The following is a 26525-nucleotide window of genomic DNA, read 5'->3' on the forward strand; positions in this document are numbered from 1 at the left end:
CAGGGTGAAGGGCGGTCGGGGGTAGACTTGCGGGTCTGATCCTCCAAGGACTGGTCCTGCCATGCGCTTTCCCCTGATTCCATCCCGCCTGACCCCCCTGATGGCGTTGCCCCTGGTCGCCCTGCTCGCCGCAGGCTGCCAGCGCGAGCCGACGCCGGAAGTCGCCAGCCCGACGCCGCAGCCGGATGCCACCGTGGCTACCGTTGACCGAGACGAGCACTCCTACGCCGAGCCGGAAAAGGTCGTCATCGAAGACATGGCCCTTGATCTGGCCCTGGACTTCGACAGCCGCACCCTGGCCGGCACCGCCACCTACACCCTGGAGTGGAAGGACGGCAGCGCCACCGAGCTGGCGCTCGACACCCGCACCCTGACCATCGAGCAGGTGGAAGCCGAAGCCGGCAGCAGCTGGAACGCGCTGGAGTTCACCCTCGACGACGAGGATCCGGTGTTCGGCAGCCGACTGATCGTGCAGACACCGGGGCAGCCGGAGCGGGTCCGCGTGACCTACCGCACCGCGCCCGAGGCCTCCGGCCTGCAGTGGCTGGAGCCGTCGATGACCGAGGGCGGCGAGCTGCCCTTCATGTTCAGCCAGTCGCAGGCCATCCACGCCCGCAGCTGGGTGCCGCTGCAGGACACCCCCAGCGTGCGCTACACCTACAGCGCGCGCATCACCACAAGTGCGGACGTGATGGTGCTGATGAGCGCCGACAACGACCCGGACGCGCAGCGTGATGGCGAATACCACTTCACCATGCCGCAGCAGATTCCGTCCTATCTGATGTCGATCGCCGCTGGCGATCTGGTGTTCAAGCCGATTTCAGAACGCGCGGGCGTGTGGGCCGAGCCGGCAGCCGTCGATGCGGCGGTGGCCGAGTTCGAAGACACCGAGCAGATGATCCAGACCGCCGAATCGCTGTACGGCGAGTACCGCTGGGGCCGCTACGACCTGCTGATCCTGCCGCCGTCGTTCCCCTATGGCGGCATGGAGAATCCGCGCCTGTCGTTCATCACCCCGACGGTGATCGTAGGCGACAAGTCGCTGGTTTCCTTGATCGCCCACGAGCTGGCCCACAGCTGGTCGGGCAACCTGGTGACCAACGCCAGCTGGAAGGACATGTGGCTCAACGAGGGCTTCACCTCGTACGTGGAGAACCGCATCGTCGAGGAGATCTACGGCAAGGAATTCGCCGACATGGAGTGGGTGATCTCGCGCCGCGGCCTGGAACAGGAAATCGAGAGCGCGGATCCCGGTCTGCAGGTGCTGGCGGTGAAGCCGGACGATGCTGCAGATCCGGAAGATACCTTCAGCTCGGTGGCCTACGACAAGGGCGCGTGGTTCCTGCAGTTCCTGGAGGAGCGCTTCGGGCGCGAGACGCTGGATGCTTTTCTGCGCGGGTATTTCGACCACTTCGCGTTCCAGAGCATGTCCACTGCGCAGTTCGTCGAGTATCTGAAGGCGGAACTGGTATCGCAGAACCCGACTGCGGTCAGTGATACGGAACTGGAAGAGTGGCTGTACCAGCCGGGCATTCCGATGTCCGCCCCGCAGGTGCTGTCGCCGCGGCTGGGGCTGGTGGATTCGGCCCGCCTGGCATGGCGTGGCAGCGACCAGCTGCCGCCGCCGCAGCTGACCTCCGAGTGGAGCACCCAGGAGTGGATCCACTTCCTGGAGGGTATGCCGGACACGCTGAGCCTTGAACAGATGGCGCAGTTGGATACCGCCTACATGTTCAGCGACACCGCCAACGGCGAGATCGCCATGCGTTGGTACCCGCTGGCAGTGCGCAGTGGCTATGCAATTGCCTATCCGCAGATGGAGGAATTCCTGGAGCGGATCGGCCGGCGCAAGCTGGTCATGCCGGTGTACGAGGCGCTGGTGCAGACCCCGGAAGGCCTGGCGCTGGCCAGTGAGGTGCTGGACCGCGCCCGCGCCGGCTACCACCCCATCACCACGGCTTCGGTGGAACAGGTGATCGAGCGCGCACCGGCGGAAAGCAGGGTGGCGCCGGCCCCGGTGTCACCCGAGCTGGAAGGCGCGGAGCAGGGCGACGCTGACGAGGCGGTGGATCCCTCATGAGTGCGGGCGTGCGTCTTGCCCTGATGCTGGCGGCAGCCGTGGCGCTGTCCGCCTGCGGCGATCCCGAGGCCGAAGCGCAGGCGCGCGCCGAGGCCCAGGCCGCGGTGGCCGAGCGCGAAGCGAGTGAAGCCGAAGCCGGGTTCAACACCGCGGTGGCGGATGAAAACTGGTCGCTGGCCAAGGCCCACGCCGACGTGCTGCTGGCGCGCTGGCCGGACACCGAAACGGCCGGTCGCGTGCGCGACCAGTTCGATGACGTCAAGGCCCAGGCCGATGCGATCCGCGAGGCCGATCGCACCGCGCGCCTGTGGACCTACAACGTGCAGGAAGTGAAAGGCGGACAGCAGCGTTCCGCGCAGATCCATTCAAAGGAAGCCGCGGAGATCGGCGGCGTTCGCGGCCAGGTGCAGCTGATCTTCCGCGACCATCCGGACTGGGGGCGCAGCAGCTATCTGGTGCTGCCGGGCGGGGATTTTGCCCGCGCCTGCTATCGCGCCTGCCGGGTCACCGTGACCATCGACGATGGCGAGCCGCAGCGCATGGCCGCCAACCGCCCGGATACGGACGAGGCGATCGCGATGTTCATCGATGACAACCGTGCGCTGTGGCGTGCCGTTGATGGCGCGAAGCAGCTGATGATCGAATTCCCGCTGGAGACTGACGGCAGCCACACCGCCGAGTTCGAAGTGGCGGGCCTGGATCGCGCCAGGCTGCCCTGGGACTGATTGACCGGCGTGCGCGGCTGGTAAACGGAGATCAGGCCGGCTCGCTGCGTGGACACGGCGCGGCCACTGGGCCGGGCGGCTGCGAGGGGATGTCTGCGGGGATCGGCGGCTCTTCCTCCGGCCGCAGCATGGTGGCCTGGCGCCAGCGGCCGAAGCGGTAATAGGCCATGGCCAGCAGCATCGCCGCCACCGCGCTGATCGGGAAACTCCACCAGATCGCATCCACGCCCAGCGAAGGCTGCAGCCAGTTGGCGAACGGCACGCGTACGCCCCAGAGGGCAAGCCCCAGCATCAGCAGCGGCGGGATCACCGCACCGGTGGAGCGGACCACGCCGAACAGCACATAGGTGGCCCCGAAGAACAGGAACGACCAGATCCCGATGCGGTTGATCTGCCGGCCCAGCTCCAGCGACGCGCTGCCCTCGGGCAGAAACGCCGCCAGGATCCAGCGGTCCAGCACCAGCAGCGCGGCGATCAGCGCGCCGGTCAGCAGCAGGTTGAATCCAAGGCCGGTGCGTGCCGTGGCATCCACCCGCGCCCACTGCCCGGCGCCGACGTTCTGCGCCGCCATCGACGAGCACGCCGCGCCGATCGCCATCGCCGGCATCTGCACATAGGTCCACAGCTGCAGCACCGCCCCGTAGGCGCCGGTCACGGTGGTGCCGTGGCTGTTGACCATGGTCATCATCGCGATCATCGCCAGCGAAATCACCACCATCTGCGCGCCCATCGGCACGCCCTTGAACACCAGTGCGCGCACCAGCGCCCAGTCCGGCTTGAACAGGTGCCGCTCATGGCGGCTGATCCACAGCGCATGGCGGCGATGGCGCAGCCAGGCCAGCATCGCCGCCAGGCTGATGCCGTTGGCGATCACCGTGGCCACCGCCGCGCCGGTCATGCCCAGCGCCGGCACCGGCCCCACGCCGAACACAAACAGCGGCACCAGCACCACGTCCAGCGCCACCACCAGCAGCAGGAACCGGAACGGCGTGCGCGAATCACCCGCCCCACGCAGCACCGCCGAAAGGAAGGTGAACATGTACAGGAACGGCACCGCCAGGAAGATCACCTTCAGGTAGCCGTCCGCGTGCGGCAGGGCCTCGGCCGGCGTGCCCATCCACTGCAGCAGCTGGCGCGAGAGCGGCAGCCCGGCCAGCGCGACCACCAGCGACAGTGCGATGAAGAAGGTGGCTGCGGTGCCGATCACCCGGCGGGCTTCAGCCGGATCGTGCCGGCCCATGGCCTGCGCCACCAGGATGGTCGCCGCCATGCCCAGGCCAAACACCGCCCCGAGCAGGAAGAACAGCACGTTGTTGGCGTTGGTGATCGCCGTCAGCGCCGCCTCGCCAAGAAACCGCCCGATCCAGAACGCATTGACCGAGCCGTTCAGCGACTGCAGCACGTTCGCGCCCAGGATCGGCAGCGCGAACAGCAGCAGCGTGCGGCCAATCGGCCCCTCGGTCAGGTCGCGGGAGCGGACCGGAGGGCGGGGTGGACTCACCCCAGGTCGTATCCGAACTGCTCGCGGAACTGTTCCGCGAATTCGTCATAGCTGAAGCGCTGCCGCTGGGTCCCGTGGTGCTCGACCTTCAGCGCGCCCATCAGGTTGCCGATCCGGCCGATGGTTTCCCAATCGTGGCCACGCATGATTCCGTGGATCAGACCGGCGCGGAATGCGTCGCCGCAGCCGGTGGGGTCGGTCACCTTGCGCTCGCGCGCCGGCGGAGCCTCGTAGGTCTTGCCGTCTGCGCGGATGCAGGCGCCCTTGGGGCCGCGGGTGGCCACGTAGGCTTTCACCTGGCTGGCGATCTGGTCTTCGTTCAGGCCGGTGCGTTCCTGCAGCAGGTTCGACTCGTAGTCGTTGACCGCGATGTAATCGGCCAGGTCGATGAACTCGCGCAGCTCTTCGCCGTTGAACAGCGGCATGGCCTGGCCCGGGTCGAAAATGAACGGGATGCCGGCTTCGGCGAACTCGCGCGCGTTCTGCAGCATGCCCTCGCGCCCGTCCGGGCTGACGATCCCGAATTGCACGCCCGGAACGTCCTTCACGTGGTTCTCGTGGCTGCGCATCATCGCGCCGGGGTGGAAGGCGGTGATCTGGTTGTTGTCCAGGTCCGTGGTGATGAAGGCCTGCGGCGTGAACATGCCCTCCAGTTCCTTCACCTGGTCCAGGCGGATCCCGTTGTCGTCGAACCACTGCCGGTAGGGGGCGAAATCCACGCCCACGGTGGCCATCGGCACCGGTTCACCGTCAAGCAGCTTCAGGTTGTAGGCAATGTTGCCGGCGCAGCCGCCAAATTCGCGGCGCATCTGCGGCACGTTGAACGAGACGTTCAGGATGTGCACCTTGTCCGGCAGGATGTGGTTCTTGAACTGGTCCGGAAACACCATGATGGTGTCGTAGGCAAGGGAACCGCAGATCAGGACCGACATCGCGTAAGGCTCTTGAGGGGGCACAAAGGGCGCTAGATTAACGGTCCGGCCGCGTCGAGGCCAGCTGCGATCGCCTGCGCCCGGCTCGCTGCTGCCGGTGAAGCGGGCTGCAAAGCGCGTCGGGGCGGGGGCCCGGAGGCCGGAACCATGCGGTTCGGACAACCCCGCGGAGCGCGATTTTGTTACGCTTGTGCGCCCTGCGGCCCCCGCCGCTGTCCCCTGTGTTTCCCTCCTGGTTTTCCGCGTACCGCGCCCCGGCGCGTGCGCCCTGCACGGACCCTACGCCCGATGTTCAAGAAGTTCCGCGGCATGTTCTCCAACGACCTGTCCATTGATCTGGGCACGGCCAACACCCTCATTTTTGTCCGCGGCCAGGGCATCGTGCTCAATGAGCCATCCGTGGTCGCGGTGCGCCAGGGCAGCGGCGGGCAGAAGACCGTCGCAGCGGTCGGCGCCGAGGCCAAGCAGATGCTCGGCCGCACCCCCGGCAACATCACCACCCACCGGCCGATGAAGGACGGGGTGATCGCCGACTTCACCTACACCGAGGAAATGCTCAAGCATTTCATCCGAAAGGTGCACAAGAGCCGCTTCCTGCGCCCCAGTCCGCGGGTGCTGATCTGCGTTCCCGCCGGCTCGACCCAGGTGGAAAAGCGCGCGATCAAGGACTCCGCCCTGGAGGCCGGTGCCCGCGACGTATCGCTGATCGAAGAGCCGATGGCAGCCGCGATCGGCGCCGGCATGCCGGTCACCGAGGCGCGCGGTTCGATGGTGGTGGACGTGGGCGGCGGCACCACCGAAGTGGCGGTGATCGCGCTCAACGGCGTGGTGTACTCGCAGTCCGCGCGCGTGGGCGGCGACCGCTTCGACGAGTCGATCATCAACTACGTGCGCCGCAACCACGGCATGCTGATCGGTGATGCCACGGCCGAGCGCATCAAGCTGGAAATCGGCTGCGCCTGCCCGCAGGAAGAAAACGCCGAAACCGAAATCTCCGGCCGCCACCTGGCCGAGGGCGTGCCCAAGGTGATCACCATCAAGGCCAGCGAAGTGCTGGACGCCCTGCGCGAGCCGCTGGCCGGTATCGTCGAGGCGGTGCGCCAGGCGCTGGAGCAGACTCCGCCGGAGCTGAGCGCGGACGTCGCCGAGCGCGGCATCGTGCTGACCGGCGGCGGCGCCCTGCTGAAGGATCTGGACAAACTGCTGAGCCAGGAAACCGGCCTGCATGTGCAGGTTGCCGAGGACCCGCTGACCTGCGTGGCCCGCGGTGGCGGACGCGCGCTGGAACTGCTGGACATGCACGGCAACGAGTTTTTCTCGTCCGAGTAAGACGTTACGGGCGTACCCCCCCCCCCCCCCTTTTTTTGTGAACAGACGGCTTCAGCGTGCCTTCCCTCGCCAGTTCCGCCGCTCCCCGGCCCGGTGATGTTTCCGGCACGTTGCGCCTGTTGGCCTTCCTGGCGGTGTCGGTGGCGCTGATCGTGGCCGATCACCGTGGAGGCTGGCTGGACCAGGTGCGTGCCCACGCCGGCGTGGCCATGCAGCCGGTGTGGTGGCTGGCCGGGCTGCCGTCGCGACTGGGTCGCGGCGTGCGCGAAGACGCGGTGACCCGGAACCTGCTGAGCGAAGACAACCACCGTCTGCGCAATGAGCTGCTGGTGGTCAATGCCCGGCTGGCACGGGCCCAGGCCGCGGCGGCGGAAAACGTGCGCCTGCGCGAACTGCTGGGTGCGGCCGGCAGCGGCGGGCTGGATGTGCAGCTGGCCCCGATCCTCAACATCGACCTGGATCCCACCCGGCAACGCCTGATGCTGCGGGCCGGCACCGCCGATGGCGTGCGCGAGGGCCAGACCGTGATCGACGCTGGCGGTGTGGTGGGGCAGGTGATCCAGACCACCCCGTCCACCGCGACCGTGCTGCTGGCGACCGATGTGGACCATGCCGTCCCCGTGCTGGTGGCCCGCACCGGCGTTCGCCTGGTCGCCTACGGGCAGGGACGCAGCGATCTGCTGCGGCTGCCGAATGTGCCGCTCTCCATCGACATTGAAGTGGGTGATCAGCTGGTCACCTCCGGCATGGGCGGACGCTTTCCGGCCGGTTTCCCGGTCGGCACGATCACCGCGCTGGCGCCTGATGACAGCCGCGCGTTCCTGGTCGGGGAAGTGCAGCCTGCCGCGCAGATCGATCGCGGCCGGGACGTACTGCTGCTGCGCGAGGTCGAGCTTCCGCCTGTCACGGATCCCGGCGACGCGGACGCGGAGACGACGCAGTGAAGCGCAGGCCGAATTCCTGGGTTCTGCCGGTCAGCGTGGTGTTGGCACTGCTGCTGGGGCTGGTGCCCCTGCCGGATGGGCTGCAGCCGCTGAGGCCATATTGGTTGGGCCTGGTGGTGGCTTACTGGGTGCTTGAAGACAACGAGCGCCTGGGACTTGGTTTCGCGTTCTCCATGGGACTGATCGCCGACCTGGCGTTCGGCAGCATTCTCGGCGAGCAGGCACTGCGGCTGACGGTGATGGCATTCATCCTGCAGCGCTTTCGCAGCCAGCTGCGCTTCTTCCCGCTGGCCCAGCAGGCGCTGGCCATCGGCGGGCTGTTGCTGAACGACCGGGTGGTGAGCGCGGCCGTACACCTGGCGCTGGGCGTGGCGCAGCTGCCGTGGATGTACTGGCTGGCCCCCGTGCTGGGCCTGCTGCTGTGGGTGCCGCTGTGCCTGGTGATGGATGCGCTGCGGTTCCGGCAGCGGTCGCGGTAGGCGATGGTGCTGCGGAGCAGGCACAAATTGCGCAATCCGGCTGTCGAAGCGACGCAGTTCCGGACGCGCGCGCTTATCGGCTTCATCGGTGTTGCGGCGGTGCTTGCGGTGCTGGCCGGCTGGTATTTCCGCCTGCAGGTGATCCAGCACAGCGAGTTTGCCCGCCAGTCTGAGGCCAACCGCATCACCCCCAGACCGGTAGTGCCCGGGCGCGGGCTGATCCATGACCGCCAGGGTCGGATATTGGCCGACAACGTGCCGGCGTACCGGCTGGACGTGACCCCGGAAGACGCGGCCGGCACGGACGACCTGATCGCCGGGCTGTCACGGATCTTTACGTTGGATCCGGATGACGTGGAGCGCTTCAGCGCCCAGCGCCGGGCGCGCCGCGGGTTTCATCCGATCACCCTGAAATTGCGTGTGAGCGAGGAAGAGGCGGCCCGGTTCGCGGTGGATCGCTGGCGGTTCCCCGGGGTGGACGTGGTGCCCTATCTCAATCGGCGTTATCCCCACGGTGATCTGTTTGCCCACGTGGTCGGCTACGTGGGGCGCACCGACGAGAGCGACGTGGAGCGCTACGGCAGCGCCCACCTGCTGTATCCCTACACCGGTCGGACCGGTATCGAGCGTTCGTTTGATGAGGCGCTGCGCGGCCGGGTGGGTTATGAGCACGTGGAAACCAACGTGGAAGGGCGCGCGCTGCGCACCCTGGGCCGGGTGCCGGCCGAAGCCGGCAGCGATCTGCGCCTGAGCGTGGACGTGGACCTGCAGCGGGCGATGGTGGAGGCCTTCGGTGAGCTGCATGGTTCGGCGGTGGCGGTGGAGCCGTCCACCGGCGAGGTGTTGGGCATGGTCAGCCTGCCCAGCTTCGACGCCAACCTGTTCGTCAACGGCATTTCCCACGCGGACTACCGGCAGCTGATGGATGATCCGGCGCGGCCGCTGTTCAACCGCAACGTGCTGGGTGGCGGCCCACCCGGGTCCACGATCAAGCCGTTCGTTGCGCTTGCCGGCGTGGACAGCGGGCTGCGCACCCCGGAAACGCGGGTGTTCTCCACCGGGGAATTCTTCATCCCCGGGCAGAGTCGTGGCTATCGCGATGCGGGGAGCGGTGGCGGCTGGGTGGACCTGCGCGATTCGATCTCGCGCTCCATCAACTACTACTACTACCAGCTGGCCTACGAGATGGGGATCGACCGGTTCGCCAGCTTCATGCAGCGCTATGGGTTTGGCGAACCCACCGGGATCGAGCTGGTCGGGGAGAGCGCCGGCGTGGTGCCTTCGCGGGAATGGAAGGCCGGGCGCAGCAGCGAGCCCTGGTATCCCGGCGAGACCGTGATTGCCGGGATCGGCCAGGGCTACTGGATTGCCACCGCGCTGCAGCTGGCACGCGGTACCGCGGCCATCGCCAACGGCGGCGATCTGCATCCGCTGAGCCTGCTGGCCGCACGCCGCGACGGCTATGACCGGCCCTGGGCCGAGCCTGTCCGACGTCCGGCCACTGCCATCACCGATCGGCCGGCGCACCTGCAGGCGGTGCAGGAAGGCATGGAAAAGACCATCCACGGGCGCGGCACCGCCACCGCGCTGGCCCGTGGTGCTGAATACCGGATGGCCGGCAAGACCGGCACCGCCCAGCGCGTGGGCCGGCGCGGCAATGCCCGCGTGGATCCGCGCAGCCTGCCTTATCACCTGCGTCACCAGGCCCTGTTCCTGGGCTATGCGCCGGCCGACAATCCGACCATTGCGATTGTGGTGATCGTCGAGCACGGTGGTTATGGCGGGGTCACCGCGGCCCCGATCGCCCGCCAGATCTTCGATGCCTGGCTGGTGGAAGAAGAAGTCGAGCTGGAAGTTGACCAGATCGATGTCGACGAAGCCGCGCCTGTCGATGAAGGGGCGCAGCCATGAGGGTGATCGTGCACTGGCTGCTGGACCTGTGGCTGCGTTTCTCCCGCACCATCGACTGGCCGCTGCTGGGCGCACTGGTCGCCCTGATGGCGATCGGCCTGGCGGTGCTGCACAGCGCCAGCGGGCAGGATCCGCGCATGGTCACTGCCCAGGCGCTGCGTTACGGTGCCGGATTGGGGGCGATGTGGGCGCTGTCGCGCCTGACGCCGCTGCGGCTACGGTCGATCGCGCCGCTGGCCTACGGGCTGTCATTGGCTCCTCTGGTGCTGGTGCTGTTCATCGGAACGGGTCGCTACGGCCAGCACTGGATCAACCTGGGGGTGTTCTACTTCCAGCCTGCCGAGCTGATGAAACTGAGCCTGCCGATGATGGCGGCCTGGTATCTGAACCAGATGGGCCCGCCACCGCGGCCGTGGGCGGTGCTGGTGTGCCTGGTGATCATCGGCCTGCCGACCGGGTTGATCATGCTGCAGCCGGATCTGGGAACCGCCGTGCTGGTGGCGATGAGCGGGCTGTTCGTGCTCTACCTGGCGGGACTGTCGTGGTGGTGGTTCGCGGCGGTGGCCGGCGCGGCGGCGGCAGTCGCCCCGATGGCGTGGCTCTGGTTTCTGCAGCCCTATCAGAAGGACCGCCTGCTCACGTTCCTGGATCCGGAGCGCGACCCGCTGGGGGCTGGCTGGAACATCATCCAGTCAAAGATTGCCATCGGTTCGGGCGGCATGGCCGGGCAGGGCTGGGGAGAAGGCACCCAGTCGCACCTGGATTTCGTGCCCGAGCACACCACCGATTTCATCTTCGCCGTGCTTGCCGAAGAGTTCGGCTGGATCGGGGTGGTGGTGACCCTGTCGCTGTATCTGTTCGTGATCGGCCGCTGCCTGTGGATCGCCAGCGAGGCCCGAGACGGTTACTCGCGCCTGCTGGCGGGGTCCCTGGGTCTGGCAATGTTCGTCTATGTGCTGGTCAACGGCGGCATGGTGTCGGGGCTGCTGCCGGTGGTGGGCGTGCCGATGCCGCTGCTCAGCTATGGCGGTACCGCGGCGGTGTCGCTGCTGGCCGGCATGGGCGTGGTGATGTCGATCGGCAGGCATCGGCCGGCACGGGGCTGACCGGGGCTGAACGATGGGCCGGACGGGCGTGCAGCGCCGCCCCGGCATGCTAACCTCGCCACCGATGAATCCGCGCACTGTTCTCCGCCTGGCCCCGTGCCTGATCGTGCTCGCATTCGCCGCCTGTGCGACGGATGCGCCAGCTCCTATTTCACCGCCTGCCGCCGAGGCCCGCGAACCGCTGCCTGAGCCGTTGCCGGAGCCCATCGTGGAGCCGGCCGAGCCGCAGTTGCTGGCCCCGGTACCGCCGCCACCGGAGCAGCGCCCCGAAGCGCCGACCGCGGTGACCGATCCATCCATCCCGCGCCAGCAGCGGGTGGACAACTTCATTGATTACGCGGTGCGTACCCACGGCGTTGACGCCACGCGGGTGCGCACGGTGCTGCAGCAGGCGCAGGTACGCCAGAGCATCCTGGATGCAATGGCGCGGCCGGCCGAGCGGACCCGCACCTGGGCTGAATACCGGCCGATCTTCCTCAACGATGCGCGCATCCGCGGCGGCCGCAGCTTCTACGCGACCCACCGTGCGGCATTGGATCGGGTGGCAGCCGAGTCGGGCGTGCCGGCCGAGTACATCGTGGCGATCATCGGCGTGGAGACCAGCTACGGCGGCTTCACCGGCAACCACCGCATCGTGGATGCGATCTACACCCTGGCCTTCGACCATGCGCCGCGGGCACCGTTCTTCGCCGCCGAGCTGGGCCACCTGTTCGCGCTTGAGCGCGAGGAGCCGCAGCTGGACCTGATGGCGCTGCGCGGCAGCTACGCCGGTGCGATGGGTCTGGGGCAGTTCATGCCTTCCAGCTACCGGCATTGGGCGAAGGATGGCGACGGGGATGGCCATCGCAACCTGATCGACAACCTGGACGACGTGTTCGCCTCGATTGCGAACTACTTCGTGGCGTTCGGCTGGGAGCGCGACGCGCCGGTGGTGGCGCGGGCGACGCGCGCCCCGGACGCCGATGATTTCAAGCCCGACAACATGGAGCCGGTCTATCCGCTGGCGATGCTGGCCGAGCGGGGCTATGAGCCACGCGCTGGCGAGCCGCTGGCCGAAGGTGCCACGCTGCTGTCGTTTGAAGGCGATGCCGGGCCGGAGCACTGGCTGGGCTACCGCAACTTCTTCGTGATCACCCGCTACAACCGCTCGCCGATGTACGCGATGGCAGTGCATCAGCTGGCGCAGGAAATCGCTGCAGGGTCGGGTGGCACCGGGCGATGAGGTGGCTTGCGGCTGCCGCTGTCGCGCTTGCACTGGCCGCCTGCAGCGGGTCGCCAAAGAAGCCCCAACCACCCCCGGCCGGTGAGGGCACGGGTCAGCCCGATGCTGCCAGCACGGATGGCAGCCAGCCGCCGCGTCGCTCGCCGTATCCGGCGGCGCAGGAAGACCTTTCCAAGCGCGGCGACTACGTTTCCGGCGGCCTGTACGCGCCGCACATCAGCGATACCGCACCGGATTACATCCCCGATGTGGACGCCATTCCCGAGCCTGATGTCGTTGACGAGCCCCGCTCGCGCTACGGCAACCGCTCGCCCTACACCGTGCTGGGCAAGCGCTACACGGTGCAGGATGAACCGGCCGGGTTCGTCGAACAGGGCATTGCCTCCTACTACGGCAACAAGTTCCACGGTCGCCGCACTTCCAACATGGAGGTGTATGACATGTACGCCTTCACCGCCGCGCACAAATCACTGCCGCTGCCGAGCTTCGCCCGGGTGACCAACCTGGACAACGGCCGCTCGGTGGTGGTACGGGTGAATGATCGCGGGCCGTTCCATGAGGGTCGCGTGGTCGACCTGAGCTGGGCGGCGGCGGTCAAGCTGGATCTGCACCGCCAAGGCACGGGCCAGGTGGAAGTGCGAGCGCTCAGCCCCGGGGAAGATGCGCGCCATGTGCAGGGTGCAGTGGCGGCGGCTTCGTCTTCCGCGCAGCCTGCGGCCGCGACGGAGCCGGCTGCCGCCAGCGCAATCGATGTGCTGGTGGATGCGCTTCCGGTGGCCACGGTGGAGGCCAGCCCGCTTCCAGAGAGCCCGCTCCCACAGACGACCGCGTCGGCGCCCGCGCCGGTCGCTACTGTCGCTGCGGTTGCACCTGAGATCGCCGCGGGCGTGGACCCCGCCTATGCCCACGAGCGCCGCTTCAACATGAAGCAGGACGGCCGGGTGATGACCGCCGATGATTTCGATGCCTGGCTGGAGGAGCGGCAGATTGATCTGCGCGCAGTGGCAACGGTTGCTTCAGCCGATGTGTCGCCTGCGCCGGCACCGGCAACGGCACCGGCTGCGACGAACGACGGCGTGACCCTGCAGGTGGCCGCTTTTGGCGCCCGCGCCAATGCAGAGCGCGCGCTGGCCACCCTGCTGGGTGCGGGTGTTCCAGGCGCGCGGCTGGTGGATGGTTCCAGCGGCGGCAAGGCCATGTGGCGGTTACAGGTGGGGCCCGTCGCTGCGGCCCTGGTTCCCGAGCTCAGCGCCCGCTTCAGCGGTCTCGGGTTCGGGCAGCCGCAGGTGGTTCGCGATTAAACTTGTCCCCAGCGTCCGCTGATCTTTTTCCAGTCTTTCCAGTTCGTAATGTCCGCCGCGTCCCCCGCGCAGCGTCCGAGGAGTCAATTCGTTGATGAAGTCCCGATTCGCCCGTCTCGCCGCCACCGCCATGGTGGCCCTGTCCGTGTCCGCAATCGGACTGGCACTGGCACAGAGTCCGCAGCCACAGCCCGCCCCGGCGCCGGCGATGCCGGAGGTGGCCATGCCGCCGCCGCCGTCGATCATCGGGACCGCTTGGGTGCTGATGGACTATGAGACCGGGCAGATCCTGGCCGGGGAAAACTACGACGAGCGGCTTGAGCCCGCCAGCATCACCAAGGTGATGACCAGCTACGTGATCGCCTCGGAGCTGGAGGCCGGACGCATCTCCGAAGACGACCAGGTGATGATGACCGAGAACGCCTGGCGCAAGGGTGGCGCCGGCACCGGCGGCAGCTTCAGCGGCTTCGAGGTCAACCAGACCGCGCGCCTGCTGGATATGGAAATCGGCATGGCCGTGCAGTCCGGCAACGATGCTTCGATCGCCTTGGCCGAACACGTAGCCGGCACGGAAGAGGCCTTCGCTTCGCTCATGAATGCCCATGCGCAGCGGCTGGGCATGACCGGCAGCAACTTCGTCAATTCGCACGGCCTGAGCGAGGAAAACCACTATTCCACCGCGCGTGACCTGGCGGTGCTGGGGCGGGCGATTATCGGCGGACATCCCGACATCTACGCGCACAACAAGATCCGCGAGTTCACCGTTGGCCCCATCACCCAGCGCAACCGCAACGTGCTGCTGTGGCGCGACGACAGCGTGGACGGGATCAAGACCGGACATCATTCCGGCGCCGGCTACTGCCTGATGGCCTCGGCCCAGCGCGGCGACCAGCGGCTGATTTCGGTGGTCCTGGGTTCTACCAGCGAGAACCAGCGCGCCAACGATTCCATGGTCCTGCTCAACTGGGGCTTCCGCTTCTTCGAAACCCACCGTCTGTACGACGCCGGCGAGGCGCTGACCACCCAGAAGATCTGGAAAGGCCGCGCCAATGAGCTGCGCCTTGGCCTGTCCGAGCCGCTGCTGGTGAGCACCGCACGCGACAAGTACGACCAGCTGCAGCCGTCCATGGACGTGCCGCAGACCCTGGTGGCCCCGATTGAAGAAGGCCAGGTGATGGGCTCGGTGCGGGTGGTGCTGGATGGTGAAGTCGTCGCCGAGCGGGAGCTGGTGGCACTGGAAGCGGTGGAGCGCGCCGGCTTCTTCAAACGCCTGTGGCACGAGTTCCTGATGTGGTGGCGCTCGGACTGAGCGCCGCGGCCGGCGTGCCGGCCGCTTGACGCGGTGTCTCCCGGTGGCATTATCCTGAGCAAGGATGGCCTCGGGCCAGGGAGCACACCATGCATGGAGCATCTGGTGCGGCGGCGCAGCTTGCCGCACTTGTCGGCGTCGACGACGCCAACCGGTTGTACCGGTTGGAACTTGCAGACGCCGGCGCACCGCTGATTGTTGAACGCTGGGCCGGCCATGAGCGGCTGGCCGGCGAATTCCAGTGGACGGTGGACGTGCTGTCCACCCGGGCGGATCTGCCGCTCGATGACTGGCTGGGCCAACCGGCCACCCTGTTGACCCGGCTTGCCGACGGCGACACGGCGCGCCGCAGCGGCCTGGTGCGCGAAGCCGCCTGCCTGGGCGCCGACGGTGGTCTGGCGCGCTACCGGCTGACCCTGGCGCCCTGGACCTGGCTGATGACCCAGGGCCGGCACAGCCGGGTCTTCCAGGACCGCAGCGTGGTGGAGATCGTGGAGTCGGTGTTCGCCGGTTACGCGCCGCTGTCGGCCTGGCAGCTGGGTGAGGAGGTTGGTCCATTCCTGGCCGAGACCCGGCCGCGCAGCTATTGCGTGCAGTATCGCGAGACCGATGCCACCTTCGTCCAGCGTCTGCTGGCCGAAGAAGGGCTGGGCTGGCGCCTGGAAGAAGACAGCGAGGCCGCGGCCGGACACCGGCTGGTGCTGTTCGCCGACAGCGCCGCGCAGCCGGAAGACGCCACGTCGGCCCGCGATGGCGGTCTGCGCTATCACCGCAGCGACGGCACCGAGGCGCGCGACAGCGTGCAGGGCATCGGCCTGCGGCGCCGGATTGGCGCGGACCGGATGACGGTGCTGGGGCAGGACTACAAGAGCGTGCGCGCCATTGCCGCGCAGCTGCCGCTGCAGAACCATGGTCATGAGTTGACCATTGAGGATTACGATCCCTCAGGTGCATACGCCTTTGCCGATGCGGGCCAGGCCGAACGTCATGCACGGCTGATGGCGCAGGCTACTGAAGCGGGGCGCGAGCGGTGGTTGGGTCACGGCACAGCACGCACCCTGCGCACCGGTACCTGGTTCCAGCTGACCCAGGCGCCAGTGGCCGGCAGTGGTTCGCCACCGCAGGAGCTGCTGGTCACTGGCCTGCACCACGTGGGCATCAACAATCTTCCGGTGGATCTGCGTGAGTCCGTGGAAGCAGAGCTGGGAGAAGCGCCCGATTGGGGCGTGGACGTTCCTGAGGAAATGGCGGGGCACGATCTGCTTCCACGGGCCAGGGCAGTGGGCTACGCCAATGCCTTTGTGGCGGTGGATCGCAATCGTCCGTGGCGCCCGATACTGCTGGATTGGACCGGCAGGCGCCTCAACCCGCGGCCGACTGCGCCCGGCTACCAGACTGCGATTGTGGTGGGAGCGGATGGGCAGTTCAGCCCTTCCGGCCATCAGGAGCTGCACAGCGATGCATTGGGCCGGGTGCGGGTGAAGTTCCACTGGCAGCAGGGACAGGCTGCGGGCGATCAGGACACCTGCTGGCTGCGGGTCGCCCAGCGCTACGCCGGTCCCGGCGTGGGCAGCCAGTTCCTGCCGCGGATCGGCCAGGAGGTGCTGGTGGCCTTTCTCGAAGGCGATATCGACCGGCCACTGGTGACAGGTGCCCTGTACAACGGCCGGGGGGAAGCCGGCATCGCCGCCACGCCGGGGGGCGAACCTGCCGAACAGGACCTGTCAGCCTATGCCCAGGCTGCCGATCATGCGGCGAGCGCTCAGGCCAACCTGGCCGGCGGCAACGCGCCTGCGTGGCACGGTATGGGGTCTGGTGAAGAGTCCCACCGCAACGCCGGGGCCCTGTGGGGCATCCAGTCCAAGGAATGGGGCGGCGAAGGTCACAGCCGGCTGGTATTCGACGACAGCGACGACCAGCTGCGGCTTCAGCTGGCCACCACACAGGCCGCCAGCCAGCTCAACCTGGGGCACCTGATCCACCAGGCCAACAACTACCGCGGCAGCTTCCGCGGCGAGGGTTTCGAGCTGCGTACCGATGCATGGGGCGCGGTGCGAGCCGGGTCCGGCCTGTGGCTGAGCGCCTACGCCAAATCGGGCGACACCCCCGCCGGCGATGCCGTGGCCCCGGCCGCGCTGCTGACCCAGCTGCGCAGTCTGGGCGAGACGTTCTCGCAGGCGGCCGCGACCCATCAGACAGTGAAACTGGCCGGCCATGAAGGAGCGAAAAGCGCGGCCTCATCGCGGCTGGTGGATACCCAGGCGCCGCTGGCGGCGCTGCTGGCCAGCGTCAAGACGACCGTGACGGGTGAGGATTTCGACAGCGCCCGCGGCGAAGCAGACGAACGCAGCCCGGCGGCGGGCGAGGGCAAGGTGCCGCACACCGGCGATGCCCTGCTCGGTCTGGCAGCGCCTGCAGGAATCGGCTTCGTGGCGGGCCAGAGCCTGACCTGGTCGGTCGGCGAAACCCTCACCCTGGCCAGCGGTCAGTCCAGCAACCTCGCCATCGCCGGCAACCTGCGTCTGCACAGCGGCCAGGCCATCGGCCTGCTGGCCGCCGCCGTTGAAGGCCAGACGGAAGACGTGGGCCTGAGCGTGGTGAGCGGCGAAGGCGAGCTGGACCTGCAATCCCAGAACAACCAGATCCGCATCCGCAGCCGCGACCAGCTCAAGCTGGTCAGCGCCAACGCCGAGGTGGACCTTGCCGCCGGCAAGGCCGTGCACCTGGCCACCAGCGGGGGCGCCAGCCTCACCATCGAAGGCGGCAACATCGTCATCGCCTGCCCGGGGGAGATCAAGGTGCATGCTGGCAAGAAGAGTTTTGTCGGGCCGACGCAGCTGAGTCGGGAGATGAATTCCTGGCCGGAGACGAAGTTCGACCAGAATCATGTCGTCCGGTACGAACATTCAGGTGAGCCAATTCGCGATTGGCCTGTGGAAATTGTGCGCGCGGATGGTGCACGTATCCGGCTGATGACCGATGACGAAGGTCGGCTTCCGATTCAAAAAAGCCAGGCGCTTGAGAAAGTGCAGGTCAGGGTGTTGCGCAAAAATGATCGGGGTCAAGAATGATGACCGAGCATCGGGTAATGACGGGTTTGCAGGATGATGAAGGGGCTACCGGCGTTCAGACCCTGATGAGCCCAAATTCTACTGCTGAAGAAATGGTGGTCCTGGCGGATCCCAGGCCTGTGATTCCAGTGGTTTTCCTGCCGGGGATCATGGGCACGAACCTGCGCAACAAACATACTGGAAGGCGCGTCTGGCGACCGTTGAATACAAGCTCCATCACGCTCGGGAATGGGAACTGGGCCGAGGTGGGCTGGGCGAAGGACTTTTTCCTGGCTACAGCGGCGGAGCGTCGTCGATGGTTGGACCCCGAGACGACGGAAGTCGATCCGCGTGGAAAGATTCATTTCCGCATCAACATGAACAAGATGCCGGGGAAGCTGGACGAAAAAAGGAGATTGCGGCTTCAGCTCCCGAAGCTCCGCAGCCCTACGTTCATCAACATGGACTGGAAGCATCTTGCCATCAGTGAAAGAGAGGCCCGCCGCCGCGGATTCGGCGCTTTGATGCAGTCCGCCTACCAGCCGGTCATGGCGAATATGGAAGCCGTGCTCAATCGCCTGGTGCAGGGTGGCGAGGTCAGTGACAGCTGGAGCCACGGCAACAGCATGTTTGGCATGCTGGCCGATCCCGCTGAATACGGGGAGAAAAAAGGGGCAGCACAACTTGCGCAAGAAGAGGTCAGGCAGGCTGCGAATTACCGGTTTGAGTTTTGGGCCGGCGGATATAACTGGATCCGATCCAACGCCGACAGCGCAAGCAAGGTCATAGAACGTATTGAAAAGAACGTTATTGGCCACTACAGAGAAACCCTGGGGGAGTCCGCTGCTGCTGGGATGAAAGTCTTGCTAATGACTCACTCGATGGGCGGGCTCGTGGCCAGATCGATGATTGCGAATCACAACTATGAGCGAGTGCTTGGCAGCGTTATTGGTGCAATGCCAGCAGAAGGGGCTGCGCTGACATACAAGATGATGCGCACCGGCGCCGACAGCATGGCAATGAAACTTATTGCGCAGGGAAATACAGCAATCCATCTGGTCGCGCAACTGAGTAATTCCAATGGAGCCTTGGAATTGCTTCCAACTTCCCGTTACGGTGGAGACGGCAACGGATGGCTGCGAGTACGCAGGCCAGGAGCCGGGAAACTTGAAAACGACGACACCTTGCCTAAGGGGGCGAACCCCTACGATGAGATTTATCGGAGCCGTAAATGGTACGGCTTGGTTCCAGAGCGAAACGGGGTGGCTCTGGATATAGCTGGTACCCAGGACGCGGCGGGCTATGAAAGCCGAACGGGTGGATTGGACCCATTCGCGGAGTTCGACACAAAGATAGATGAGGTGAAACGGTTCCACGGTCAGATTGACGGGAAATGCCCCTCGCCTGCCTATGTGCATGTAGGTGCTGATGGTCACAAGAAGCGACTGGCGTACGATGAGGTTGCATGGAGTGTTGACAGTGCCGTGTCGGTGAAGTTTGAAGGGCTTTTTCTTCGTGCATCAACTTTCAAAGGGGCCCTGTACGCGACAAGCAGCTTCCATGATTATTCGTCGCCTACAGCGCTGGACTTGGACAGTCAGTTCATCCCGGAGTGGATGCAGGGCTCAGGAAGACAGACGGTCCAGCAGCGGCACCATGCCACTGCGATGCTCAGTGTGTTTCGTGCCAACCTGGAAAACCAGATAGGTGCGGGATTTACCCTCGAAACCGCCAACGCCAATGGTGTCTGGGGAGACAGTCTGAATGGACGAATGGTTCTCGGACTGAGGATCGACTGTCCCGCCCCGCCTGTGGAACCAGTGTCTTACTGCTCTGAAGAGCCCAGCGTCGTGCTTGATGAGCTGGTCATTACGGCCTATGCCTCACCAGCTCCCGAAGACCTTCTGGCCACTGCCGCAGAAAAATCCGGTGTGGGCGATGAAACTGTTCCCTATATTTCAGCTGCCTCTCCGCTTGCCTGGAGTGGGGTCGAGGCCTTCTTCGCGATTGGCGATGAGGGGAGCAGTAGCGCTACAGGAAAAAAAGTGTGGGACATCAAGGGGCGTCGGACCAAAGGGTATGAACATCAAGACGCCTACAACGATAATCGGGCGCGATGGGCATCACTTTTTTCAGTGATAAAACTGGCCCAGCGCGCAGACTGGGCTTGATCATGGATCCCAGCCATCATTCGTACCTGACGGGAAGCCATTTGCATGCAACGCACTGTTAGAACCATCTGCCTGGGCCGGTTCCTGCTGGTGGTGCCGCAAGATGCGCGGGTACGGGGGAGTTATGTCACTGCGGGAACGCGTGTCCTCACTTATGTCGGGGTGAGCAGGGACGGGTTTGTCCGGGACGTCAGCGGGCGTCAGGCGGAACTCCAGGCGGCGGCGCATGATGAAGGCGGTTCGATGTTCGTGGAACGCTATGCGTTGACGCCTCTGCATGAGGTGCTTGTTTCGTGGGCGAGTTCCGCGAGTCGGCGGATATATCGCTACGAGGAGTTCCAGCACTTCCCGGATCAGCAGGTTCTGTTTCGCTTCGATGGCAACGGCACGGCGACGCCGAGGGCGCGCGCCAATGCGCGTGAGGCCCAGGCGCGCTTTTCATCGGCGATGCGTGTCCGCAGCGCCGATGAGATCCCGAAGCAGGCGGGCTTTTGTATCGAGCGCGGCTTTATTGCCGGAGCCGCGCTCAACCGCGAAGAGGTGGAGGCGGGAATCGAGTTGCGGGGAACGCGGGGGACGCAGCTGGCGTTCACCAGTTTCGTGACCCGCAATCCGGAGCCTTCGCTGATGGTGCGTGCCGCGGAGATCCCGATGGGGCAGCCGGATTCTGTGGGTGAGGGCAGCTTCGCTCTGCGCCGTGGACAGCGCACCGCGGCAGGATTGCAGGGGACGGAGTTGCTGCTGGTGGAGAACGATGGCGGTGAACTCAGCTACGAGTTCATGTGGGAACATCCCGGCACGCCGGATTCCCTTGCGGCGCCGTTCCTCAAACTCGCGCTGTCGCTGGATCCAGGCGCCGTCGGGCCGGGTGGAGACTTCAGCGAGCTGAAAGCGGCCACGGCGTTCTGGGACGAGCTGATGGATTCGCTTCGCCTGCGTCCAGGGGCGGTCTGAGGGCGCCCCTGGATTCTTTGACAGGCATCGGCCCGGGCCGGAACAAGGCCCGGGCCCGTCGCTTCAGCGCGACAGTCCGAACAGCGTCGAGTTGACCCACCCCCGGTTGCCCAGCTCGTCCTCCACTTCCCACATCAGTTCGGCCCGGTTGCCGGTGGGGTAGAGCATCATGCCGACGTCCAGATCACGCACCGCGCCGCCGCTACCGTCGGCGGTGCGGAGCAGGCGCCCGGGCTTCTGCATGGTGACGGCCTGCTGGTGGTTGGCGGCCGAGGCATCGCCAGGCAGGCCGCCCAGCTGGGCGACCAGGTCGGTATAGGCCTGCAGGTAGGCCAGGGTGACGACCTGGCCGATCTCGGTGTCGGCGTAGCCGGTGGCGCCACCGCCGGCCAGCCCGCCGCGGAACACGGCCGCACCACCGCTCCAGCCAAGGTCGGTATGGGTAGCGTGGCCTTCGGCCATGGCGACTTGCTCGGACGAACGCATGTCGGTGACGGTGAGCAGCACGTCGGCGGTCTTGCGGCTGATGTCGATGCCGCCCAGCACGGCCGCCGCGGTGCGGTTGCCGATCATGCCGCCCAGCAGTCCGCCAATGCGGTTGCCGCTGGATTTGGCGTTCTGCGAGATGAGGTCCGGTACCAGCACGTAGTCGGCGGCGCGCACCTGGCCGCGGCCGATGTTGGAGCCACCGCGCAGTTCGCCGGACGAGGCAAGGTCACGTTCGGCCTGCATGCGCTCCATGCCGCGGCCACGGTCGACCAGGGTGAAACAGCGCGACCGGTTGACGAACAGTTTGATCAGCGCCGAGGGCGAGGACAGCTGTTGACCGGTCCACCAGTTGCGGCCAGGCGGTTCGTCCACCGCGATTGCCCCCAGGCTGCGGCTGCAGACCGGGATCTCGGCGGTGCGCTGGGCACGCTCGGCCTGGGCGCGCTGCGCGTCTGCAGGGCCGGGAAGCAGGAGCCCGCCAAGCAGGGCCAGCGGGAGGGAAATCCTCAGCAGTGTTGTCATGGTGTCCGGAGATCGGTAGCGAAGGGATATCCCCTGTAACGCCGTTTGACGCCGCCGACGGACAGCCGTGGGGCAGCTATTCCTGCACCAGTTGCCTCACACCCACCAGAACCTGACCAGGTGGAAGAACACCGGCGCCGCGAAACACACCGAATCCAGGCGGTCGAGCATGCCGCCGTGGCCTTCGATCATGTGTCCCCAGTCCTTGATGCCGCGGTCGCGCTTGATGGCCGACATCACCAGGCCGCCGAAGAAACCCATCAGGTTGATCACCAGGGCCAGCAGCGCGGCCTGCCAGGGCGCGAACGGGGTGATCCACCACAGCCCGGCGCCCAGTACCGATGCCGAGACCACGCCGCCAGCGAACCCCTCCACCGTCTTGGACGGGGACAGGTTGGGAGCGATCAGCCGCCGTCCGCACAGCTTGCCCCACACGTACTGGAGCACGTCGGAGGACTGCACCACGATCACCAGGAATGCGATCAGCAGCAGGTTGCGGCCCTCGTAACCGGCGATTTCCAGATTGAGCAGCGCCGGCACGTGCGAGATACAGAACACGCTCACCATCAGGCCCCACTGCACCTTGGAGGTGCGCTCCAGATAGCGGGTGGTGTCGCCGCCAATGGTGGAGAGGATGGGCAGGAACAGGAACGCATACACCGGTATCAGCAGCGTGGACATGCCGTACCAGCCGCTGTAGACCAGCCAGTACTGGTAGGGCAGTACCACGTAGAACGCCACTACCAGCGCCCAGTAATCCCCGCGGCGGGTAGGGGTGAGGGTGATGAATTCGCGCAGGGCGAACAGCGAGATCAGCGCGAACAGCAGCGTCATCCCGATCCGTCCACCGAGGAATGCCAGGCCGACCACGATCGCCATCACCCACCAGGCGCGGATGCGTGCCACCAGGTTGTCCAGTACCGCACTGGGGCCATCGCTGCGCCAGCGGAGGATCTCCGCGATGGCCGTGGCCAGCAGCAGGACGCCGCCGATGCCCGCGAACAGCAGGGTGGTATCCGGAAGATCACGCAGCATGTTGATCATCGTGCGCGCTCCGGTACGCCGACCGCATCGCCGACCCCATCGCCGTCCAGCATCAGCAGCGCCGCCCGGGCACGATCAAGAAAGGCCTGTTTGTCTTCGCCGGGGCCGAGCCGCAGCGGCGTGCCGAAGCGCGCGGTGCACAGCAGCGGCAGGGGCAGCAGGCGTCCCTTGGGCATCACCCGGTGCAGGTTGTCCAGCCACACCGGCACGAACTCCAGCTCCGGCCGCTGCCGGGCCAGGTGGTAGATGCCGCTCTTGAACGGCAGCAGGCCATCGCCGGTATTGCGGGTGCCTTCCGGAAACAGGATCAGCGATGCGCCCGCGTCGGTGGCATCGCACAGGGTCTGGATGGGATCGACGGTGCGCGCGGCGGCATCGCGTTCGATCAGCACGCCGTTGAACACGCTGTGGATCAGGTAGCGGCGCAGCCGGCCGCGATTCCAGTAATCGGCGCCGGCCACCGGTCGCACCTGTCGGCGCAGCGCAGCGGGCAGGGCCGACCAGATCATCACGAAGTCGCCATGGCTGGCATGGTTGCCGAAATACACCCGGCGCTCGGCCGAGGGCGCGCAGCCTTCCCACAGCGCACGCGCGCCGGTCAGGGCGCGGATGGAGCCGCTGAAGCCACGGGCGATCAATCCGTCGAACATGTGCCTGCCTCCTGTAATCCCTTGCCCACCCGCCGCCACACGGTCACCGCGCACAGGAGGCAGACGATGGCCGCCCCGACACCCACCGTGGCCGCACCGATCCAGCCGCCCGCCAGCAGGATGCCTGCGAGCCCAACCACAAACGCCCGGTCGCTCTTGCCCATCGGTCCGTCGTAGCGTCGGCTTGCGCCCGCCAGCAGACCCAGCACGCCGGCGTATTCCGTCATCAGCGCCAGCAGCGCCATTGCCCACAGCAGCGATGCCTGGACGCCCGGCACGCTGAGCAGGGCCAGGTACAGCGCCGCATCGGACACCGCATCGCACAGTTCGTTGAGGTAGGCGCCCAGTGGGGATTTGTGCCCGAATTCGCGCGCGAGCATTCCATCCACGGCGTTGAGTGCCATGCGCGCCAGCATCCAGCCCGGCAGCAGCAGGTACAGCAGCGGCCGGCCGGGCGCCCAGGCGAACACGATCGCCGCAACCGCCAATGACAGCAGGCCAGCGGCAACGGTGACCTGGTTGGCGGTGATGCCCATGCGTTCGAGCCGGCGTACGCATGGCCGAAGCAGATCCTGGAACCGTCCTTTGAGCAGGTAGATCGACAACGCGGTGGCTCCTTGCCGGCGAGAGCTGTGGAGGGTACCCGGTGACCCTCCCCTTGGGAACGCTGCCCGGGGCCCTCATAATTGGCCGATGGAAATCAAATCCGACAACCCCGACCACGGGTTCCAGTTCCCCGGTCAGTTCGAGATCACCGCCGTAGGGCCGGTGGATGCCGCCCTGGATATTGAAGTGCCCAAGCTGCTGGCCGCCGCCGGCATCACGGTGCTGCCGGACACCATGTCCACGCGCGACTCCAGTGGTGGCAAGTATGTGTCCGTCAGGCTGAGCTTCCGCGCTGCATCGCGCGAGGAATATGAAGCCGCGCATACCGCCCTGCGTGAGCACCCGCAGGTGAAGTGGACGCTGTGATTCCGGAGGCAGGTCCGGTTCCGCAGGTGGATTCCGCAGGCGTGCCCTCCGGCCGGCCGGTCGCCGTGGTGCGCGAGCTTGGCCGCCAGCCGTATGAGCCGGTCTGGCGGGCCATGCAACAGTTCACCGATGTGCGCGATGCCGGTACGGCCGATGAAATCTGGCTGGTGGAGCACGATCCCGTGTTCACCCTGGGCCAGGCCGGCAAGGCCGAACATGTGCTTGGTGCCGGCGATATCCCGGTGCTGAAGGTGGACCGGGGCGGGCAGGTGACCTACCACGGGCCCGGGCAGATCGTGGCCTATCCGCTGCTCGACCTGCGCCGGCTGAAGCTCGGCGTACGCGAGTACGTGGAGCGGATGGAGCAGGCCGTGATCGACACCCTGGCCGAGTGGAACATCGGTGCCTCGCGCCGCGACGGCGCGCCTGGCGTGTACGTGGCCGGGGCCAAGGTGGCGGCGCTGGGGATCCGCGTGCGTCGCGGCTGCACCTTTCACGGGCTGGCCTTCAATATCGCCATGGATCTGGAGCCGTTCTCGCGCATCAACCCCTGCGGCTACGCGGGCCTGCAGGTCACCTCGGTGGGGGATGTGGGCGGACCTTCGACCATGGCTTCGGTGAGTGCGGTGCTGGTGCAGGAGATGGCCCGGCAGTTCGGTCTGTCGCTGGAGCCGGCTACCGCTGCCTGAAAGCGTAGTTTCCTGCGCCGCAGCGTTCCGCCCAGCGCCGGGCCCGGACAGTCTGGTGGTCTACAATGCGTAGCCCGTGTAACAGCCTTCCGGTGCGCCATGAGTTCTGCAGACAAGTCGATCCCGATGCAGGTGGTCACGCCGCCCCCGGCCGAGGGTTCGCTCCGCCCGGGTGAGCGCCAGGTGGCCGGTGACAAGATCGGTCGTTCGCCAGTGGAATTCGTCGAAGCGCCGGTGCTGCGCAAGCCGTCCTGGATCCGGGTACGCATCCCGTCCAACGGTGCGGTCGCCGCGCTCAAGTCCAAGCTGCGCAAGAACCGTCTGGTCACCGTGTGCGAGGACGCCAGCTGCCCGAATATCCACGAGTGCTTCGGCCACGGCACCGCCACCTTCATGATTCTCGGCGACGTGTGTACCCGGCGCTGCAGCTTCTGCGATGTAGCCCACGGCCGGCCCAAGCCCCCTGATGCAGACGAGCCCCGGCGTCTGGCGGAAACCGTCGCCGACATGGGCCTGAAGTACGTGGTGGTCACCAGCGTGGACCGCGACGACCTGCGCGACGGTGGCGCCCAGCACTTCGTTGATTGCATCACCGCCATCCGCGAGCTGGCCCCGGGCACCAAGGTCGAGATCCTGACCCCGGACTTCCGTGGCCGTGGCCGCATGGACCGCGCGCTGGAGATCCTGGCGGTCAACCCGCCGGACGTGTTCAACCACAATGTGGAAACCGTGCCGGACCTGTACCGCAACGTGCGCCCGGGCGCGGACTACCAGTGGTCGCTGACCCTGCTGCAGAAGTTCAAGGCGCAGCATCCGCACCTACCCACCAAGTCCGGGATCATGCTCGGCCTGGGCGAGACCATGGAGCAGGTGCAGGCCACCCTGCGCGACATGCGCGCCCACGACGTGGACATGGTCACCATCGGCCAGTACCTGCAGCCCAGTGCGCACCATCATCCGGTGCTGCGCTACTGGACGCCGGAGGAGTTCAAGGCGCTGGAGGAGTACGGCATGGAACTGGGCTTCACCCACGTGGCTTCCGGCCCGCTGGTGCGCTCGTCCTACCACGCCGATCGCCAGGCGATGGAAGCCGGCGTCGCCGCCTGACCGGTCCAAACTTGCCCCCGGCTTGTCCTGAACGGGGC

The 26525-nt window shown here is 66.7% G+C and carries 21 protein-coding genes and 1 pseudogene; 16 read left to right on the forward strand and 6 right to left on the reverse strand.

Features of this window, described 5'->3' with window-relative positions:
• The first annotated feature begins 61 nt into the window (after window positions 1–61).
• Together WCE59_RS09025 and WCE59_RS09030 are read left to right on the forward strand one after the other, a co-directional pair.
• Window positions 62–2080, forward strand: a complete 2019-nt coding sequence (locus WCE59_RS09025; protein WP_449284136.1) for a M1 family metallopeptidase — start codon at window positions 62–64, stop codon at window positions 2078–2080.
• Window positions 2077–2805, forward strand: coding sequence for a hypothetical protein (locus WCE59_RS09030; protein WP_343258428.1), 729 nt, complete (start codon window positions 2077–2079; stop codon window positions 2803–2805). Before WCE59_RS09025 ends, WCE59_RS09030 begins: the two co-directional genes overlap by 4 nt.
• Before the next feature lie 31 nt (window positions 2806–2836).
• Here the strand turns inward: WCE59_RS09030 and WCE59_RS09035 are convergent, their stop codons facing one another.
• Complete coding sequence (locus tag WCE59_RS09035; protein WP_343258429.1) at window positions 2837–4306, reverse strand: MATE family efflux transporter; 1470 nt, start codon at window positions 4304–4306, stop codon at window positions 2837–2839.
• Window positions 4303–5238: a carbohydrate kinase family protein gene (locus WCE59_RS09040; RefSeq protein WP_343258430.1), complete on the reverse strand. Its 936-nt coding sequence runs from the start codon at window positions 5236–5238 to the stop codon at window positions 4303–4305. The genes WCE59_RS09035 and WCE59_RS09040 overlap by 4 nt, the downstream gene beginning before the upstream one ends.
• 288 nt (window positions 5239–5526) lie before the next feature.
• On the opposite strand from WCE59_RS09040, the gene WCE59_RS09045 reads away from it, so the two are divergent.
• The 11 genes and pseudogenes from WCE59_RS09045 to WCE59_RS09095 all read left to right on the forward strand — a co-directional run bounded on the left by WCE59_RS09045 (window position 5527) and on the right by WCE59_RS09095 (window position 21014).
• Window positions 5527–6567, forward strand: coding sequence for a rod shape-determining protein (locus tag WCE59_RS09045; protein ID WP_343258431.1), 1041 nt, complete (start codon window positions 5527–5529; stop codon window positions 6565–6567).
• Between the two features lie 56 nt (window positions 6568–6623).
• Window positions 6624–7490: pseudogene (gene mreC / locus WCE59_RS09050) on the forward strand (rod shape-determining protein MreC); the annotation flags it as partial.
• Between the two features lie 17 nt (window positions 7491–7507).
• Window positions 7508–7990: a rod shape-determining protein MreD gene (mreD, locus tag WCE59_RS09055; protein WP_343258432.1), complete on the forward strand. Its 483-nt coding sequence runs from the start codon at window positions 7508–7510 to the stop codon at window positions 7988–7990.
• Window positions 7991–8017: 27 nt separating this feature from the next.
• Window positions 8018–9901 (forward strand): penicillin-binding protein 2, encoded by a 1884-nt coding sequence (gene mrdA / locus WCE59_RS09060; RefSeq protein ID WP_343258433.1) that lies wholly within the window; start codon window positions 8018–8020, stop codon window positions 9899–9901.
• Window positions 9898–11007: a rod shape-determining protein RodA gene (rodA, locus tag WCE59_RS09065; RefSeq protein ID WP_343258434.1), complete on the forward strand. Its 1110-nt coding sequence runs from the start codon at window positions 9898–9900 to the stop codon at window positions 11005–11007. The genes mrdA and rodA overlap by 4 nt, the downstream gene beginning before the upstream one ends.
• 64 nt (window positions 11008–11071) lie before the next feature.
• A complete protein-coding gene (gene mltB / locus WCE59_RS09070) occupies window positions 11072–12229 on the forward strand; it encodes a lytic murein transglycosylase B (protein ID WP_343258435.1) in 1158 nt (385 codons plus the stop codon).
• Window positions 12226–13530: a septal ring lytic transglycosylase RlpA family protein gene (locus tag WCE59_RS09075; RefSeq protein WP_343258436.1), complete on the forward strand. Its 1305-nt coding sequence runs from the start codon at window positions 12226–12228 to the stop codon at window positions 13528–13530. The genes mltB and WCE59_RS09075 overlap by 4 nt, the downstream gene beginning before the upstream one ends.
• 94 nt (window positions 13531–13624) lie before the next feature.
• Complete coding sequence (locus WCE59_RS09080) at window positions 13625–14839, forward strand: D-alanyl-D-alanine carboxypeptidase family protein (RefSeq protein ID WP_343258437.1); 1215 nt, start codon at window positions 13625–13627, stop codon at window positions 14837–14839.
• Window positions 14840–14928: 89 nt separating this feature from the next.
• Window positions 14929–17910, forward strand: coding sequence for a type VI secretion system Vgr family protein (locus tag WCE59_RS09085; RefSeq protein WP_343258438.1), 2982 nt, complete (start codon window positions 14929–14931; stop codon window positions 17908–17910).
• Window positions 17907–20060, forward strand: a complete 2154-nt coding sequence (locus WCE59_RS09090; RefSeq protein ID WP_343258439.1) for an esterase/lipase family protein — start codon at window positions 17907–17909, stop codon at window positions 20058–20060. The genes WCE59_RS09085 and WCE59_RS09090 overlap by 4 nt, the downstream gene beginning before the upstream one ends.
• A 162-nt stretch (window positions 20061–20222) precedes the next feature.
• Window positions 20223–21014, forward strand: a complete 792-nt coding sequence (locus tag WCE59_RS09095; RefSeq protein WP_343258440.1) for a T6SS immunity protein Tli4 family protein — start codon at window positions 20223–20225, stop codon at window positions 21012–21014.
• A 63-nt stretch (window positions 21015–21077) separates the two neighbouring features.
• Here WCE59_RS09095 and WCE59_RS09100 read toward each other — a convergent pair whose 3' ends face one another.
• The 4 genes from WCE59_RS09100 to WCE59_RS09115 form a co-directional block, all read right to left on the reverse strand.
• Window positions 21078–22025: a CsgG/HfaB family protein gene (locus WCE59_RS09100; protein ID WP_343258441.1), complete on the reverse strand. Its 948-nt coding sequence runs from the start codon at window positions 22023–22025 to the stop codon at window positions 21078–21080.
• 96 nt (window positions 22026–22121) lie between these two features.
• Window positions 22122–23069, reverse strand: a complete 948-nt coding sequence (locus WCE59_RS09105) for a phosphatidate cytidylyltransferase (protein ID WP_449284137.1) — start codon at window positions 23067–23069, stop codon at window positions 22122–22124.
• Entirely contained in the window at window positions 23066–23719 is a 654-nt protein-coding gene (locus WCE59_RS09110; protein WP_343258442.1) for a lysophospholipid acyltransferase family protein, read from the reverse strand. The genes WCE59_RS09105 and WCE59_RS09110 overlap by 4 nt, the downstream gene beginning before the upstream one ends.
• Window positions 23704–24324, reverse strand: coding sequence for a CDP-alcohol phosphatidyltransferase family protein (locus WCE59_RS09115; RefSeq protein ID WP_343258443.1), 621 nt, complete (start codon window positions 24322–24324; stop codon window positions 23704–23706). The genes WCE59_RS09110 and WCE59_RS09115 overlap by 16 nt, the downstream gene beginning before the upstream one ends.
• Window positions 24325–24412: 88 nt before the next feature.
• On the opposite strand from WCE59_RS09115, the gene WCE59_RS09120 reads away from it, so the two are divergent.
• The 3 genes from WCE59_RS09120 to lipA all read left to right on the forward strand — a co-directional run bounded on the left by WCE59_RS09120 (window position 24413) and on the right by lipA (window position 26487).
• Window positions 24413–24691, forward strand: a complete 279-nt coding sequence (locus WCE59_RS09120) for a DUF493 family protein (protein ID WP_343258444.1) — start codon at window positions 24413–24415, stop codon at window positions 24689–24691.
• Window positions 24679–25380, forward strand: coding sequence for a lipoyl(octanoyl) transferase LipB (lipB, locus tag WCE59_RS09125; RefSeq protein WP_449284138.1), 702 nt, complete (start codon window positions 24679–24681; stop codon window positions 25378–25380). The genes WCE59_RS09120 and lipB overlap by 13 nt, the downstream gene beginning before the upstream one ends.
• A gap of 99 nt (window positions 25381–25479) precedes the next feature.
• Entirely contained in the window at window positions 25480–26487 is a 1008-nt protein-coding gene (gene lipA / locus WCE59_RS09130) for a lipoyl synthase (RefSeq protein WP_343258445.1), read from the forward strand.
• Window positions 26488–26525 lie beyond the last annotated feature (38 nt).

This window comes from Luteimonas qiangzhengi (assembly GCF_039548515.1).
In the GTDB taxonomy this organism is placed as follows: domain Bacteria; phylum Pseudomonadota; class Gammaproteobacteria; order Xanthomonadales; family Xanthomonadaceae; genus Luteimonas.

Excerpts from the sequence above, each read along its gene's own strand:
- WCE59_RS09075 (WP_343258436.1), top strand. The coding sequence starts at position 12,226 with ATGAGGTGGCTTGCGGCTGCCGCTGTCGCGCTTGCACTGGCCGCCTGC.
- mltB (WP_343258435.1), top strand. The coding sequence starts at position 11,072 with ATGAATCCGCGCACTGTTCTCCGCCTGGCCCCGTGCCTGATCGTGCTC.
- WCE59_RS09085 (WP_343258438.1), top strand. The coding sequence starts at position 14,929 with ATGCATGGAGCATCTGGTGCGGCGGCGCAGCTTGCCGCACTTGTCGGC.
- WCE59_RS09030 (WP_343258428.1), top strand. The coding sequence starts at position 2,077 with ATGAGTGCGGGCGTGCGTCTTGCCCTGATGCTGGCGGCAGCCGTGGCG.
- WCE59_RS09040 (WP_343258430.1), bottom strand. The coding sequence starts at position 5,238 with ATGTCGGTCCTGATCTGCGGTTCCCTTGCCTACGACACCATCATGGTG.
- WCE59_RS09105 (WP_449284137.1), bottom strand. The coding sequence starts at position 23,069 with ATGATCAACATGCTGCGTGATCTTCCGGATACCACCCTGCTGTTCGCG.
- WCE59_RS09100 (WP_343258441.1), bottom strand. The coding sequence starts at position 22,025 with ATGACAACACTGCTGAGGATTTCCCTCCCGCTGGCCCTGCTTGGCGGG.
- WCE59_RS09080 (WP_343258437.1), top strand. The coding sequence starts at position 13,625 with ATGAAGTCCCGATTCGCCCGTCTCGCCGCCACCGCCATGGTGGCCCTG.
- WCE59_RS09090 (WP_343258439.1), top strand. The coding sequence starts at position 17,907 with ATGATGACCGAGCATCGGGTAATGACGGGTTTGCAGGATGATGAAGGG.
- WCE59_RS09025 (WP_449284136.1), top strand. The coding sequence starts at position 62 with ATGCGCTTTCCCCTGATTCCATCCCGCCTGACCCCCCTGATGGCGTTG.
- lipA (WP_343258445.1), top strand. The coding sequence starts at position 25,480 with ATGAGTTCTGCAGACAAGTCGATCCCGATGCAGGTGGTCACGCCGCCC.
- rodA (WP_343258434.1), top strand. The coding sequence starts at position 9,898 with ATGAGGGTGATCGTGCACTGGCTGCTGGACCTGTGGCTGCGTTTCTCC.
- WCE59_RS09110 (WP_343258442.1), bottom strand. The coding sequence starts at position 23,719 with ATGTTCGACGGATTGATCGCCCGTGGCTTCAGCGGCTCCATCCGCGCC.
- WCE59_RS09045 (WP_343258431.1), top strand. The coding sequence starts at position 5,527 with ATGTTCAAGAAGTTCCGCGGCATGTTCTCCAACGACCTGTCCATTGAT.
- WCE59_RS09120 (WP_343258444.1), top strand. The coding sequence starts at position 24,413 with ATGGAAATCAAATCCGACAACCCCGACCACGGGTTCCAGTTCCCCGGT.